General features: G+C 55.5%; 12 protein-coding genes. All 12 read right to left on the reverse strand.

Annotated features, from left to right (window positions below):
- Positions 1-433: 433 nt before the first annotated feature.
- Positions 434-1,774 (reverse strand): argininosuccinate lyase, encoded by a 1,341-nt coding sequence (argH, locus tag K7G70_RS07175; protein ID WP_223787937.1) that lies wholly within the window; start codon positions 1,772-1,774, stop codon positions 434-436.
- Positions 1,774-2,751, reverse strand: a complete 978-nt coding sequence (gene argC, locus K7G70_RS07180) for an N-acetyl-gamma-glutamyl-phosphate reductase (RefSeq protein WP_223787938.1) — start codon at positions 2,749-2,751, stop codon at positions 1,774-1,776. The genes argH and argC overlap by 1 nt, the downstream gene beginning before the upstream one ends.
- Positions 2,744-4,159 carry an acetylglutamate kinase gene (locus tag K7G70_RS07185; RefSeq protein ID WP_223787939.1) on the reverse strand — a complete coding sequence of 472 codons (1,416 nt, stop codon included), beginning with the start codon at positions 4,157-4,159 and terminating at the stop codon, positions 2,744-2,746. Before K7G70_RS07185 ends, argC begins: the two co-directional genes overlap by 8 nt.
- A complete protein-coding gene (locus K7G70_RS07190; protein ID WP_223787940.1) occupies positions 4,156-5,271 on the reverse strand; it encodes an acetylornithine deacetylase in 1,116 nt (371 codons plus the stop codon). The genes K7G70_RS07185 and K7G70_RS07190 overlap by 4 nt, the downstream gene beginning before the upstream one ends.
- Positions 5,268-6,470: an argininosuccinate synthase domain-containing protein gene (locus tag K7G70_RS07195; RefSeq protein ID WP_223787941.1), complete on the reverse strand. Its 1,203-nt coding sequence runs from the start codon at positions 6,468-6,470 to the stop codon at positions 5,268-5,270. The genes K7G70_RS07190 and K7G70_RS07195 overlap by 4 nt, the downstream gene beginning before the upstream one ends.
- Positions 6,467-7,492 carry an N-acetylornithine carbamoyltransferase gene (locus tag K7G70_RS07200; protein WP_223787942.1) on the reverse strand — a complete coding sequence of 342 codons (1,026 nt, stop codon included), beginning with the start codon at positions 7,490-7,492 and terminating at the stop codon, positions 6,467-6,469. Before K7G70_RS07200 ends, K7G70_RS07195 begins: the two co-directional genes overlap by 4 nt.
- Positions 7,493-8,155: 663 nt before the next feature.
- Positions 8,156-8,662 (reverse strand): GNAT family N-acetyltransferase, encoded by a 507-nt coding sequence (locus K7G70_RS07205; RefSeq protein ID WP_223787943.1) that lies wholly within the window; start codon positions 8,660-8,662, stop codon positions 8,156-8,158.
- Between the two features lie 4 nt (positions 8,663-8,666).
- A complete protein-coding gene (locus K7G70_RS07210) occupies positions 8,667-10,409 on the reverse strand; it encodes an ABC transporter ATP-binding protein (protein ID WP_223787944.1) in 1,743 nt (580 codons plus the stop codon).
- Positions 10,410-10,446: 37 nt separating this feature from the next.
- A complete protein-coding gene (locus tag K7G70_RS07215; RefSeq protein ID WP_223787945.1) occupies positions 10,447-11,259 on the reverse strand; it encodes an ABC transporter permease in 813 nt (270 codons plus the stop codon).
- Positions 11,256-12,200, reverse strand: coding sequence for an ABC transporter permease subunit (locus tag K7G70_RS07220; RefSeq protein ID WP_223787946.1), 945 nt, complete (start codon positions 12,198-12,200; stop codon positions 11,256-11,258). The genes K7G70_RS07215 and K7G70_RS07220 overlap by 4 nt, the downstream gene beginning before the upstream one ends.
- Positions 12,193-13,770: a GMC family oxidoreductase gene (locus K7G70_RS07225; protein WP_223787947.1), complete on the reverse strand. Its 1,578-nt coding sequence runs from the start codon at positions 13,768-13,770 to the stop codon at positions 12,193-12,195. The genes K7G70_RS07220 and K7G70_RS07225 overlap by 8 nt, the downstream gene beginning before the upstream one ends.
- Positions 13,771-13,921: 151 nt before the next feature.
- The gene (locus tag K7G70_RS07230) at positions 13,922-16,009 is read right to left on the reverse strand and encodes an FG-GAP repeat protein (RefSeq protein WP_223787948.1); all 2,088 of its coding nucleotides are present in this window, start codon (positions 16,007-16,009) and stop codon (positions 13,922-13,924) included.
- Positions 16,010-16,290 lie beyond the last annotated feature (281 nt).

A 16,290-nucleotide genomic window follows, 5' to 3' on the forward strand; every position in this document is an offset into this window, starting at 1 on the left:
AAAAGAAATGATGTATTATGCATCAACTGGTGAGTCTGCCAATGCGGCATGACTCAAGTAAAAAACTCTCCGGTAAACCCGGGGCGATTCACCTTCTAATTTTCCATACTTAATTTTTGAAATAGTAAGAATTACTTGAGAAAGTGGTTTCCGGAGTAACAAAGTAGTTATTAATACAGTAGCAGGCCACGCCAAAGAACTAATTATTGATGCTGTCCACTCAAGGAGTGTCATTAAAATTCCCCAACTAAAAATATAATTTTTTCACACGTTTTTAAATGTACCATAAAAAATTAACAAAAAAGACATCATTTCACAATATAACACTTAATGCACACAAAATGGATCCCCGGGTCAAGCCCGAGGATGACGGTTTGATTGGTTTATCACAGCCACATGGTTAATTCCCATTAATCACAGTGGTGATGACACCCTATTGAGTAAGCCCCTCCAATCGCTCCTCCAAAATCTCCAAGCCCAAATTTGCGGCGCCGCCGAGGGACACGCGGGCTTGGATGGATTGTTCGGGGGTGATGGGGGTTTGGCCGTCTTTGGAGGCGAGGTAGGCGTCGCGGAAGCTTTGGCCTTGTTGGACTTGGGCCAGGGCTTGGTCGGTGGCCATCATTGCGGGGGTGATGGCGGCTTGCATGATATCGGTATTGAACACCAGGGCTTCGAGCAGGCCAGGCAACAGGACGAAGGTGTCGCGGGTGGCTTTGAGGCCTTTGATCAAGGGTTCTTTGGACAATTGCAGGTCGCGTTGGTAGCCGCTGGGCAGAGACAGCAGGGCATGCACCTGGGCGGCGGCGCCGTCGACCACGGCTTGGCTGGCGCGCATGATTTCGACCACATCGGGGTTGTTCTTATTCGGCATGATGGAGGAGCCGGTGGTGTGGGTGTTTTTCAGGCCGATGAAATTGAACTCCTGGGTCATGAACAGGCTCAGGTCCCAAGAAAAACGGCGCACATCAGACATCAAATAAGACAGCTGGTGCAGCACCATCAGTTCGTACTTGCCACGCGAGTTTTGTGCGGCAACGGGATTGACCTGCACCCGCGACAGGCCCATGGCCGCGGCGGTCAATTCCCGGGCCAAGGGCAATGGCACACCAAAACCGGCGGCGGTGCCCAAGGGTGAGGCATCAAGCAGCTCGCCGAGTGCATTGAGCTGTTGCAGGTCATCGAGCAAGCCTTCGGCAAAGCCGAGCAACCACACCGCGACCGTGGTCGGCATCGCCCGTTGCAGATGGGTGTAACCTGGCATCAGGGTGTCCGTGTGGTCCTTGGCCAGGTTCAGCAAAGTGTCGATCACCGCCACCACTTCACCTTTCAGTCCGCCCATCTGGTCTTTCATGAACAACCGGAGACAGGTCAGCACCTGGTCGTTCCTTGAACGGCCGGTGTGGGCTTTCTTGCCCAGTTCGCCCAGTTGTTCGGTGAGGCAGAACTCGATGGCTGAATGGCCGTCTTCAAAGCGGCTGTCCAGCACAAACTCCTGCTTGATGAAAGCCTGTTGCAGTTGGGCCAAGGCGGCCTCGAATTGGCTCAAGTCAGCGGCGCTGATCAGCTCAATGGCGGCCAGGCCTTTGAGGTGGGCCAGCGTGCCCTGGATGTCATACAGGAATAAGGCTTGGTCCAGTTCGACGTCGGCCCCGGCCAGGTAAGCCATGACTTCCGGTGGCAGGGTGTTTTCTTGGGCTGACCACAGCACCGCATCGAGTGTTTGTGTGGTTTGGCTTGATTGGTTGGAGGTTTGAAGCGTTTTGGGGTTCATCATATTATTCCGGTAAAGGCTTGGGTTTGGTGGCTGGCGGCCAAGGCCAGGTTCATGTTTTGCACGGCTTGGGTGGCCGCACCTTTGAGCAGGTTGTCCAGACAGACGTTCAACACCAGGTGGCCCGGCTCGGCCTGGGAGGCGGCAAAGCCACCGATGATCACACCGTGCTGTTGGGCGATTTGTTGGACCTCTGGGGCGGTGGTTTGCACCTGGATCAAGGGGCAATCGGCGTAGAACTGTTGGTAGATCTTGAACAGTTCTTCGGCGGTCAACGTCAAATTCAGTTTTCCAGACAAAGTCAGGTGGATGCCGCGAAAATGCGCCGCCACGTGGGGCATGAAACGGATCGGTCGCCCCAGCACCCGGGTCACTTCCCGCTCATGGGTGTGGTCGGTGGGCTTGTAGGCCAACAGGTTATCGGCCAAGCGCTTGGGGTTGTTTTTGTCCGAAGGCGTGGTGCCAGCCCCGCTGTAACCCGACACCCCAAAGGCGGTCGGCACATCGTGATCGTTGTCTTGCAGGTAGGGCAACAAGGGGTACCAACCCAATTGCAATCCGGTGGCATAACAACCGGGGTTGGCGATCAGGCGCGCGATGGCCAGGGACTGTTCACAGGTCTCGGGTTGACCATAGGTCCAATCATCATCAAAGCGGTGGTCGGCACTGAGGTCGATGATCAGGGTCCTCGGGGCCATTTGTTGCCACAGCGCCGTGTGCTGTTTGGCAAGGCCATCGGGCAAGGCCACAAACAACACGTCCAAGTCATGGTTTGGCAGGTCTGCAATTGGTCCATCGGCATACGCCAAATGCGGGTCGGAAAAGCCAGCCACCATCTGCTGCACCGGCTTACCGGCGTGTGAACGCGAGTAGGCGGCGACCAATTGCACCTGTGGGTGTGCATCCAGCAATTGAATCAACTCCACCCCAACATGGCCGCGGGCGCCCAAGATGGCGGCTTTGATCGGCTCAGCCATGACTTTGCTCCGGCAATGGGGTTGCTGCGCCTTCCCAGCCCGAATCTTCGGTGAAGGCCTGCTGCAAACAGTGTAAGGACTCCTGGGGGCTCAAACCACAGGCAAAGCCCACCCAATCGTTGTCTGTAGGCTTGGTTTTTACCTGTGCCGACTTCATGGACGCATCCGCTTGTTTGAAATACCAGGTGTTGATCTCGTTGTGGGCGCGGGAGCGCCAATACAGTTGTGGGTGGTTGTGCTTGATCTGCTGCCACAAGGTGGCGGCCAAGCCTTCACCGCGGGCTTCGCGGGTCACGGCAAATTTGTGCAGGTATGCATGGCCATGCTCGCCTGCGGTGATCAAAGCCGCGGCCCGGCCCGATTCGGCGATGTACACCTTCTTGATGGGCAGACCACCCAAGAATCCGGCTCGAAAGGTGCGGCCAAAGGCGTTTTGCAGAATGCCGACCAATTGCTGTTGCAAAAACGGTGTCAGGGTGTCGTGTTCGGTGATGCGTTCACCGAGGTTGATGAAGGTGCCAGCCCCTTGGTGGGTGAACAACTCACGGGCCAGGTTCTTACTCGACGTGATCGACACCGAATGGCCCGGGCCCATGGGCTCGAGCAATTCTTTGATCTGGGTCAGCTTCAGTTGCATGCCAGAGTGCACCCAGTCTTGTTGCATCAACTGTTCGAAATCGTTGTGCAACTGAATCGCCGAAATGATCTGGTCATTGGCATCCAACACCCCACCGGTGGGGGTGACGAAGATGATTTTGTGCGGATTGACCTGCCACACCAGTTCGCGGGTGGCGACATCGGCGTTGATGTTCAACACCTGGCCGCTGCTGGTTTCACCCAAACAACTGAGCACCGGAATGGCGCCGCTGTGCAAAGCCTGTTTGATCGGTGACAGGTGGATCTTCGATACCGAACCGACCAGGCCATACTCGGCCTCATCCAGGTATTCGCTTTCGAACACCCCGTGCACCACACCGCTGGCCCGCACGCCTTGTTGTTCCAAAGCCGCCACCAACTGTTGGTTGACCTGATACATGATCGGCCGAATCACCGCCATGCTGGCCGCATCGGTGACGCGGATGCCGGCTTTTTTCTGACTGTCGATGCCGGCCGCCGCCAAACCCTGGTCCAGCTGCACCCCGGCACCGTGCACCACAATGGGGGCCAGGCCCAGATTGGCCAACAAGGCCAACGACTCGGCCAGCTGCTCCAATTCTTGGTCCAAAATGCCGCCGCCGACTTTGACCACCGCAAAACGCATCTCGTCTTGACTGTGGTAGCGGTTCAAATAATGCCGCGCTTCCTGGCTGTTGGTCAGCTGCAACAGCGCGCTCTGTAAAATGGCCTGGTGGTTGGCCGCCTGACTCAGGTGTTTGGCCTGATTCAGTTGTTTAGAATTCGATTTCATGACAACAATCCTGCATACAATTGATAACATTGGTGTAACTGCGCCACAGCCACCCATTCGTCGGTGGTGTGCGCCTGGGCAATGTCGCCCGGTCCCAGCACCAGGGCCGGCACCCCGGCTTGGCTGAATAAGGCCGCCTCGGTCCAAAAATCCACCGGCGCACCGATGGGCAAGTCATGGGCCTGACAGTACTGCTGGGACTGCTCGGCCAAAGCCTGGTTTTCCGGCAAGGACGGCGCCATCAGGGTGGTGTGCCATTGGGCTTCCAGGGCTTTTGCGATCAACTGCGCATAAACCTGTTCAGAGGACTGGCCGGCTGGCACCCGCACGCTGAAGCCCAATTGGCATTGTTCGGCGATCATGTTGTTCTTCTCGCCGCCTTGGATGTAACCCAGGTTGAAACAAATACCGGCTGGGTTGTCTGCCGTTTGTTCGGTGGCCGCCATGGCAGTGGCTTGCTGCAGCCAAGCGCTGGCTTGGTGCACCGCATTGCCGGTCAAGGCCCCAACCGATGATGAATGACCACTGATGCCACTGAACTGACCATGGGCCGAGACGTATCCCCGGTGTTGCAACACCGCCTGACACCCGGTGGGCTCGGCCACCACCACCTGCTGAAACACCGACAGGTCGTGATCGAGGATGAACTGTTCCACACAGCAGGCGTTGGTGCCCTCCTCGTCGGTGGTGAACAACACCGCCATCGGCTGTTCAGCCGTCTCGGCCAAGGCCATCAAGCAGGCCGCTGCGCCCTTGATGTCGCACACACCGCGCCCGAAATAGCGACCATCGACTTGGGTCAAGGTGAATGGATCGTGGGTCCAACCACCGCTCACCGGCACCGTGTCCAGGTGCACGTTGAACAGCACGTCTGGCTGACCGCGCAGCGCGTAAAACGCCACCCGACCCTGACCGAAATCGGCCATGGTCACGGTGAAGCCCTGGCCTTTGAAAAACGCTTCCAAGGCCACGAACAAGGGATCGGTGAAAGCGATTTCACGCGGTGGGTTGCAGGTGTCGTGACTGATCAGCATGGCCAGGTGTTGCTCAATTAAATGTTGAATCGGGTCCTGGGTCGATGTCAAATCGATGTTTTTGGCGGCTTGGTTCATGAGGCCCTCCTGACTTGGTTGACCAGGGTCGCGCCCTGGCCGGTGAGTTTGATGAAGCCCAAGGCCTCTTCCGGGGTCCAGTCACAGGACTGCGCATAGACCGCTTGGGGCGCTTGGATGATGTACGGTGAATCCACCGCGGTGGCCAACAGGCTGCCACCGGCCGAAGACAGGGTAACGGTGCCAGTGACATGAGACTGGGAATGCTGCAAGTAGGCTTCCAGATCGAGCTTGTGCGGCTCATAGAAAAAGCCTTGATACACCAGCTCGCCCCAGCGTTCGGCCACTTGGGTGCGGAATTGGTTTTGGAATTTGGAGTTGACCAAGTCTTCCAAGGCCTTGTGCGCTTGCATCAGACCATCGATGCCGGGACACTCAAACACGATTCGCCCTTTCAAACCAACGCTGACATCACCGGTGTAAATGTGGCGGCCAATGCCACAAGCGGCCAACTGCTGGTTCAAGGTGTGCAACAACTCTGGACCGGCCATGGACTGGCCATTGAGCGCGGAGGCCACACCCTGTTCAAAGGTCAAGGTCCAGCTTTGGGGTTCGGCGGGCCAATCGGCTTTGGCTTTGACCCAGCAGGCACTTTCGGGTCCGGGTGGATCAAAGGTGTCAATCTCACTGCCCGAAATGGTCACGCCCAACATGTTTTCGTTGATCGAATACTTTTGGTGTTGCGCCGACATGGCAAAGCCAGCCTGCTGCAACACCGCCAATTCATGGTCCCGAACATTACCTTGGATCTCGGCTTGCAAATCCCGAATCGGGGCGATGATCTGGTAATCACCCAGCGAGTGCACGGTTTGATCAAAACGGAACTGATCGTTGCCCATGGCGGTGCAACCGTGGGCAAAATACGGGGTGTTCAGCTGATCGCACAACTGTAAGCAAAGGCTGACAATCACATAGCGATCTGAACACAGCAAAGGGTATTCACCGCGCATGCGGGCTTTGGACCAGATCAGGGGTTTGACGAATTGGTCCCAGATGGCTTGTTGGGCATTGAGTGTGTGGTGCTCGGTTGCGCCCAAGGCCAGAGCCCGTTGTTCGATGGCATGCAGCTCGTCGGCGTCGATGCCGCCGGCGTCGACCAGCACGGTGTGCACTTGGCGGCCTTGTTGCACCAAATGATGCAGGCAGTAAGAGGTGTCCAGTCCGCCGGAAAAGGCCAGTACAATGGTTTTGGATTTCATGATGGTTCCTGTGTTTTGATTGATTGGTTCATTAAATTCAGCATCAGCGCTTTTTGCACATGCAAGCGGTTTTCGGCCTCTTCCAGCGCCACGCAGTAGTCGGCATCCATCACCTCATCGGTGGCTTTGACGTTGCGGCGCAAGGGCAAACAGTGGCTGAATTTGGCCTGGTTGGTCAGCGCCATCTTGGCGCCGTCAACGATGAAGTGTTTGAACGGTTCACGGTGTTTGAACTCGGTTTCCGGATCACCGTAAAACGGCAGTGCGCCCCAGCTCTTGGCATAAACAAAATCGGCGTCTTGGTAGGCCGCTTTGATGTCGTGGGTAACGGTGAAACTGGCGCCATGGGCAGCGCATTGGGCCTGGGCCGTGGCCAGGTAATGGTCATCCAGCAGGTAGTGTTCATTGGGACACAGCAAGGTCACATCCATGCCAAACTTCGAGGTCATCAACAAAGCCGAGTTGGCCACCGCGGTGTTCAGGGGTTTGGGGTGGTAGGTCCAGGTCAGCAGGAATTTTTTCTGCTTGACTTGTTTCAGGTGGTTTTTGATGGTCATCATCAGCGCCAACTCCTGGCAAGGGTGGACGATGGTTTCCATGTTGATCACCGGGACCGCAGCGTGGGCCGCCAGGGCTTTGATGGTGGCATCCTGGCGATCAATGGACCAATCCTGGAATTGGGGAAAGGCGCGAATGGCGATCATATCCACATAGGACGACAACACCCCGGCCACTTCGGCGATGTGTTCTTCCGCGGCGCCATCCATAACCACGCCTGGCTCGAACTCAATGCCCCAGGCGTCTTTACCGGGTTGTAACACGATGGCGGTGCCGCCCAGTTGTTGCATGCCCAACTCAAATGAAGTCCGCGTGCGCATCGAAGGGTTGAGGAACAGCAAGGCAATGGATTGGCCATGCAGGTGATTTTGGATCGGCTGTTGTTTGAGGTAGCCGGCATCGGCCAACAAGCCCTCAAGGTCCGCTTGGGACCAGTCTTCGGTGCTGAGAAAGTGCTTTATCATCGTTTTTCCTGTCTTGATAAAGCCAAAAAGCGCGGGTATTAAAAAACCCGGCTCTTTGGCCGGGTTTTTAAAATTCTTGTTTTACTGAATCACACGCCTAACCAAAGAGCTCCATACGCTTTACCGGACGGCGACGACGAACAACCACAGCACTGTTCACAGTGTTGTTTTGAATGGATTTCAGGTTTTGTTCGAAGTTGTGTTTCATCATGTTTTTGTGTTCACTTGGGCGTAAAGTAACATGCTTTGAAAGTCAATGGCAAATGTTTTTTTGTTATGGGGGTGTTTTTTTCGTTGGGGTCTTACATATGAGATCAGCGTTAATGATCTTCATCCTTGCATCTGAGATGTTATCTGCGTGTCATGTTGTAGATTCCTGCTTGTGCAGGAATGACGTATGAGAAGGAACTTGCCCTTGTGAACCCATAAAGAGAAAGAACCCGTCATTCCGACCGAGTGAAACGAGTGGAGAAATTTCATTAAGCATGCACCTTACTCAGACAGTTATACATATTATTGGTCATATCCCTCGCCTCCATGGACGGAGGTGTGCCGTGTGAGCAGGACGCTGAAACGGCCGCCACATGGATGTGGGTGTGTCGTGCAAATTTGGAATGACAACGGCCGACTGCACCCGGGATGACTTCACTTTTTGTTCAATGTTTATTCCAGGTCAATCACATACCGTTGCACGCGGTGGCCGTCTTCGTCGGTGATGGTGGAATCCAGCAGGCCGCCATTGGCCTGGATCATGCCGGCCGAGGCGTGGTTGTGTTCGTAACAATGCACTTGCACCGGGTTGATGCCCCGCTTCCAGGCTTGCTCAAGGGTCAGGCGCAGCAATTCAGAACCCAGTCCTTGCCCCCGCCTCGAAGGGCGGATGCCGAGGCCAATGTGGCCACCGGAATGCCGCAACACGTCGTTCAAGCGGTGGCGCAGGTTGGACATGCCAATGATTTCATCGCCTTCAATCAGCCAAAACGTGCTGCTGGGTTCAAACGATTCGGGCAAGTCCACACCGTCTTCATAGGCTTGGATTTTTTGCAACAAAGCAGCGAAATCACGGTGCGCAAAATCCAAAGGGAACGGGTGGCGGTTTTCATCACCCAACTCAGCGATGTAGCTGAGGTAACTGCTTTGATAGGCCATTGATGGTTTGATCAGTTTCATGGTCTCAGGTGATAATCCCAGTGGTTTGGCCTTTGGGTCGTATTTTGGGTTCCCCTTTGGGGATCGCGTCCAGCAGTTTTTGGGTGTAGGCATTTTGCGGGTTGTGATAGATCGCTTTGGCGGTGTTCAATTCGACGATTCGACCCTGGTTCATCACCCCCACCCGATCGGCGATGAAGTTCACCACCGACAAATCATGCGAAATGAAAATGTAGGTCAGTTGTCGCTGTTCTTGCAGGTCCAACAACAGGTTCAACACCTGTGCCTGGACCGACACATCCAGGGCCGAGACGGATTCATCGCAGACGATGAATTCAGGATCCACCGCCAGCGCGCGGGCAATGGAGATGCGTTGGCGTTGGCCGCCGGAAAACTCATGCGGAAAGCGGCTCAAATGATCTGGGTTCAACTCGACCTGCTCCAACAACGACACCGCCCGCTCCTGCCGCAGTGCCTGGCAGTCATCGGGGCGATGGATGCGCAACGGCTCCATCAAGGCCTGGCCGATGGTCATGCGCGGGTTGAGTGAGGCGTAGGGGTCCTGGAAAATGATTTGCATCCGCGAGCGCAGTTGGCGCATTTGTTTGGGGTTTTGGGCAAACACGTCGATGCCATCAAAGTGCACCTGACCGGCGGTGGGTGCCTGCAGATTCAAAATGGTTCGGCCCAGGGTGGTCTTGCCACAACCCGACTCGCCGACCAAGCCCAATGTTTCACCTTTGTGCACCTGAAAACTGACCCCATCGACCGCTTTGACGTGGTCATTGACCCGACCAAACAGGCCCGATTTCAAGGGGAAGTGGGTTTTCAGGTCGCGCACCTCCAACAACACGCCTTGCTGGGTTTTGTCGGGCTTGGGCGCGGCGGCTTCGATCACCGGTTGTTTGGCTTGGCCATCAGGGCCAAGGAAATCGGCCACCGTCAACAGGCGTTTGGGGTTGTCGTGTAATTTGGGCCGACAAGCCAACAAACCTTGGCTGTATGGGTGCTGGGCTTGGCGAAAGATGTCAGCAGTGGCGGCCTGCTCCACTTTTTCACTGCGGTACATCACCACCACTTCATCGGCCAAATCAGCGATCACCGCCAAATCATGGGTGATGAACAGCATGCTCATGGCCAATTCGCGTTGCAGGTTTTGCAACAACTCCAACACCTGCTGTTGGATGGTCACGTCCAAAGCGGTGGTGGGTTCGTCACAAATCAACAATTGCGGCTCACAAGCAATGGCCATGGCAATCATCACCCGTTGTTTCTGCCCACCGGACAATTCATGGGGATAAGCGCGGGCGCGGCGCTGGGGCTCTGGAATGCCGACCCAATCGAGCAGTTCAAGGGTTCGTTGCCAGGCTTGTTTTTTGTTCAACTTCAAGTGCAGCCGCAACACTTCGGCAATTTGGTAGCCGACCCGAAACACCGGATTCAAAGAGGTCATCGGTTCCTGGAACACCATGGCGATGTCGTTGCCCCGAATGCGACGCAAGGCTTTTTCCGGCAGGGCCAACAAATCCTGATCCTGAAACCAGATTTGGCCACCGGCAATGTGACCGGGGGGTTGTGGAATCAAGCCCAAAATCGACAAAGCGGTGACTGATTTACCGGAACCACTCTCGCCGACCAATCCCACGGTTTGGCCTTTGGGGATGTCAAAACTCAGTTGACTCACCGCCGTCATGTCGGCATGGCCACTGCGAAACCGCACCGTCAGGTCGGCAATGCGCAACAATGAATTGGAATCGGTTTGGCTCATGGTGGCTGGTTGTTAGTGTGCTCGGTGTTGTTGATGATCATGAGTCGCTCGCGCGCTGTTGGCTGGTTGGATCCCAGCGATCCCGCAGACCATCCCCCAGCAGATTGAATCCTACCAGTGTCATGGACAAAAATAAAGCCGGAAACCACAATGACCACGGCGCCAATTCCATGTGACTGGCCCCTTCATTGACCAAAGCCCCCCAGGACGTCATCGGGTCTTGCAGGCCCAGACCGAGGAAACTCAAAAACGATTCAATCATGATCACCTGCGGAATGGTCAAGGTGGCATAGACCACCACCACGCCCTTGAGGTTGGGCAGGATCTGTCGCCGCAGGATGGTCATGGGTGATTGGCCCATGGCCCCAGCGGCTTCGACGAAGGGCTGGGCTTTCAAAGCCAAGGTTTGGCCGCGCACGATGCGGGCCATGTCCAGCCACAAATAACAACCTATGGCGATGAACAACAGCCACAGGTGTTGGCCAAAGAACACCATCAATAAAATCACCAAAAACAAAAACGGCAAGGCATACAGCACGTCCACCAGACGCATCATCAATGCATCGGTTTTGCCACCGATGAAGCCGGCCACCATGCCATAGCAGACACCAATCGCGACACTGACCAACGAGGCCAACAATCCAACCAACAGCGACACCTGGCCGCCCAGCAAGGTGCGCATATAAACATCCCGGCCCATGACATCGGTGCCCAACCAAAAGGTGGCATCGGGCGCCGCTGCCATGTGGTCCCAGTGGATGGTTTCCGGGTCTTGGGTTCCGAACCACGGCCCCACCCCAATCATCAGCAACACCAGCACCAACAAAGCCAATCCGAGTTTCAGCTTCATCCTCGGGCTCCAGCGGCATCGGTAGGCACCGTGCGGGGGTCCACCCAGCGGTACAACACATCGACCAACAGATTGAACAACAACATCATCACCCCGACCACCAGCACCACACCCAACACCAGGGTGTAATCGCGGTTCAGCGCCCCTTGCACAAAAAATCGACCCATGCCAGGGATGCCAAAAATTTGTTCGATCACCACCGACCCGGTCATCAGCCCGACGGCCGCCGGGCCCAAATAACTGATCACTGGCAACAACGCCGGACGCAGTGCATGGTACAACAACACCCGGCTGGGTGCCACGCCTTTGGCTTGGGCGGTGCGAATGAATGGTTGGCTGAGGATTTCCAACAAAGAACCGCGCACCAAACGGGCGATGGCGGCAATGTAAGGCAGGCTCAAGGTCACCACCGGCAGCACCAGATGCCGCCATTCGCCACCAGACCAACCGCCCACCGGCAACCATTGCCAATGCACCGCCAGCCACAAAATCAACAAAGGGGCAATGACGAAATTGGGGGTGCTGATGCCAATCACTGCGGTCAACATGGCCACGGTGTCTGGCCAGCGGTTGGCGTACAATGCCGCCACCGCACCCAAAGCCACACCCAACAACAAGGCCAGCAGCAATGCCCAAAAGCCAATTTGTAAGGACACCGGTAAGCCCAGGCCAATCAATTGATTGACGGTCAAATCGGCGTATTGAAAAGACGGGCCCAAATCACCGCTGACCACCCGTTTGAGGTATTGGGCGTATTGCACCGGCAAGGATTGATCCAGTTGGTATTTTTCGGCGATCAATTGTTCGACCGCCGGACTGAGTTCGCGGTCTTGATCAAACGGCCCGCCTGGGGCCAGGCGCAACAAGAAAAAAGTCAGGGTCAAAATCAACCACAGGACCGGAATGCCCCACAGCAGTCTTTTGACCACCAGCTCAACCATTCATGATGTGATCACTGACTTTTTCGGCCATCATGATGGTGGGGGCGTTGGTGTTGCCGGAGACCAGGGTTGGCATGGCCGACGCATCCACCACCCGCAAGCCCTCGACGCCGTGTACTTTGAGGTGGTGGTCAACCACCGCCAGCGCATCCGAACCCATCTTACAGGTGCCGATGGGGTGATAAATTGATTCGGCTTTGTTGCGAATGAATTCAATCACCTGTGCTTCCGACTGGACCTCACTGCCAGGGAACAATTCATCGTCGCGGTAGGCGTCGAAGGCCGAGGCGGCAAAAATTTTGCGTTGAATTTTGAAGCCTTCCAGCATCAGTTTCAGGTCATGTTCGACCTGCAGGTAATTGGCCTGGATGTGCGGGTGGTCTTCCGGGTTGGCCGACGACAAGCGGATTTCACCGCGGCTTTCCGGCCGCAGCACGCACATGTGCAAGGTGTAACCATTGCCCTTGATGCGGTTGCGGCCATGGTCATCGAGGATGGCCGGGACAAAGTGAAACTGCAAATCCGGGCGGTCGTCCTCGGCCAACGGGGTTTTCCAAAAACCGCCGGCTTCGGCCACGTTGGAGGTGCCTGGGCCTTCCTTGAACAAGTAGTATTTCAAACCGGAGAGGATTTCGCTGACCGTGTCGTAGGTGATTTTTTGGCTGCAGCGTTGCACCAAGCACACGTCCAGGTGGTCCTGTAAGTTTTTCCCCACACCAGGCAAGTCATGCACACAGTCGATGCCATGTTCAGCCAATTCCTCGGCCACGCCGATGCCAGACAGCATCAACAGCTGCGGCGAGTTGATCGCCCCACCGGATAAAATCACTTCTTGCTTGGCGGCCAGTTCAATGACATGGCGACCCTTTTTGACCAGCAATCCTGTGGCCCGCTTGCCGGTGAGTAACACCTTCAAAGCCATGGTTTTGGTCCACACCGTCAGATTCGGCCGCGAGCGGGCTGGCTTCAAAAAAGCCTGGGCGGTGGAGTGACGCGAACCGTCCTTCTGGGTCACCTGGTAATAACCAAAACCCCGTTGGCGGAGGCCGTTGAAATCATCGGTGCGGTCATAGCCCACCTCGGCTGCGGCATCCAGGAACACATCACTGAGGGGATTGGTGTATTTGTGGTCCATCACCGACAACAAACCGTCGTCGCTGTGAAATTCGTTCTTCAGGCGCTGGTTGTTCTCACTTTTCATGAAATAAGGCAACACATCGGCACTGCCCCAACCGGGGTTCCCCAAGGCCTCCCAGTGGTCATAATCTTTGCGGTGGCCGCGGCAATAGCACATGGCATTGATGGAGGAAGAGCCACCCAAGACCTTACCACGCGGCCAATACAGGCGGCGGTTGTTCAGTTCGGGTTCGGGGGCCGTTTCATAGCCCCAGTTGATCGACTTGACGCCAACCAATTTGGCCAGCCCAGCGGGCATGTGGATCAAAGGATTCCAATCGCTGCTGCCGGCTTCGATCAACAAAACCTGGTGTTTCCCATCAGCGGATAAGCGGTTGGCCAACACACAACCGGCCGAGCCGGCACCAACCACGATGTAGTCAAATGTATTCAATGTAGAGGGTATTTATTCAAACGTTCGTTATTATACCGCAACCCGACCAAATAACCCACGTTTGCACCACGCAAACCCACCATTTGGGCCTGAAATGAGCCCATGTTTGACCCAGGTCAATTCAAGGCCGGCGAACAACAATGTTTGTCACTCAGTTGGCATCCGCACAACCGCTGGGATCAGGAATCGAGCGGACCATGTCATAGGAGCCGGTCAATTCACCTTCGCCGATGTCGTATTCCACCCGCGCTTGGGCACAATCCACAAACTCAACCCGCAACACGCCGTAACTGCCCGGATCAATCACCGTCACTTCGGTGGCATCCAAAAAGCGCCCACCGTAGGTGTAATACAGCTCATAGTTGAGCACATTCGAGTCCTCCGGATCGACGGTGCCAGTGCCCACCAGCCACCGCTGCCCCAAAGCCCCGATGTCACTGCTGGTATTGGCGGCGGCCAACTCGGTGTCGAAGGTGAACCAACCCATGAACGCCGTGTCGATGCCTTTGAATTTGTCAATGAACAGGCCTTGCCCACCGGTTGCCAGGTTAAACCAACCGCCATTGAGGGCGTAATTGAAGTCATCATCGGCGGCTGTGGGGGCAGCGGTATCTAGCTCGGTGCACAAGGTGCCACTGCCGGCGGCTGGTCGGGTCACCACAAACGAGCCCGACAGGTTGGGTTCGGTGATGTGATAGGTCACTTCGGCTTCCAGGCAGCTTTTGAAGCGCATGCTCAACCAACCGTAAGCCACCGTGTCAGAAACCTGCACCTCACGGGCATCATCAAACAATCCGTCATAGGCGTAATACAAATCAAAGTGGATCGACTCCTGGTGCTGATCGATACCGGCTGCGCCGACCAACCATCGCTGCCCAGGGGCGCCGATCAGGCCAGCCAACTCATTATCGGCCGCTGTGGTGTCGTAGGTGAACAGTCCCATGAAGGCAAAATCTGCGGCGGCATTGACGTCCAGAAAAATACCCTGACCCGGGATCATTGGATCGAACCAAGCACCATTCAAACCCGCATTCAATGGCAGGCTTGATGCCGCAGGTTCAACCGTGCCCATATAGGCCGCGCCGCGTTGGGTGCCCAAATATTCAGCCCCGATCAGCACTTGAGCGCCATCGGCGCTGAGGGCATTGCCAAAATCGTTGTGGTTGTCATTGTCTCCAGCTTCCAGCCGTTCTTGCAATTCCCAGTTGCCGTCCTGCAAACGATAAACATAAACCGCACCTTCGAACTCTTCATCATGGATGGAACCCACAAACAACTGTTGCTTCTGCATTTCCACATCATATCCAAACAGCTGGTTGGTCTGCCCGGTGGGCATGGCCAAAGTCTGGTGGTAAGTCCAAGTGCCTGCCACCTTGCGATAGGTGTGCACCGCTCCTGCATCGTCATTGGTGGACGGCGCTCCAATGGCCAAATGGTCTTGCCACACCGTCACGGCATAGCCATAAAAATCATGGCTGTCAAATGGTGACAACATCAATTCATTGACTTGAACCCATTGCAGGCCTTGGCGTTGATACTCCAAAACCTTGCCAGACCGAGCCACGTCATCATTGATCTGTTGACTGAGGAACAAACGGTTGCCATCCAGCACCATTTCCCAGGCACCCAAGAATTCATTGGCCGCGGTGTCTGGCACCCGAATGGTGTCCACCAACTCCCAGGTACCGCCTTGTTGCCGATAAACATGGATCACATCTGGACTGGTGTCATCTGGTCCATTCACTTCGTCTGCTTGCACCATCAAGGTGTTGTCTTGCAGCGCCACTTGATAACCAAAATACAGTTCTGAGGCAAGCACCGGTGGCAGCAGTTTTTGTTGCTGCTCCCACTGACCGTCTTCATTCAGTTCAAATACATACACCGAGCCGTGTTGTTCATGAAAGGTTTGGTCAACCAAGGTATTATCGCGAGGCGCACCCACCACCACCCGCGACCCATCTTGGACCAAATGGAAACCAAAACCATCACCGTCGTTACCATCGGCGGCAGACAAATTGTCTTGTCGTTGCCAGGAACCGTCTACCAGTCGATAGTCAACGACCATCCCAGGACCACCCGTTTGTGGGCCATAAGGTGTGCCAACCAATGCCCGTCCCTGGTGCAATGACACCGCTTTGCCCATATTAGAAAAAGCCTGAACCGATCCCGGTAAGCGTTCGGTTTCGGCCAACGCTTTCAATGACACTGTCAGCAGTGCGATTAATATCAATTGTTTCATGTCATGCTCCTTTGCTCAGCGATAAAACCCAATCTGTGGTGAGGCATCGAACAGCCGCAAAACCTGGATTGACAGGGCCTCAGGTCGGTTCATTGTATGCCAGTCATCGTAGGTTGCCAAGCCAGTTGCACATAAATGGCCAAGTCATGACAGATGTCTGGTTCGAGCTCGATGCCACCTCACCCCATCAATTAACTCGGAATTCAGCCGAAAAACTGGTCACAAAAGTCAAAATCAACGGCCATTCAATGGGTCATGACCAGCGACCTACTGGCTTAACC

The organism is Marinicella meishanensis, from assembly GCF_019931145.1.
GTDB lineage: Bacteria > Pseudomonadota > Gammaproteobacteria > Xanthomonadales > Marinicellaceae > Marinicella > Marinicella meishanensis.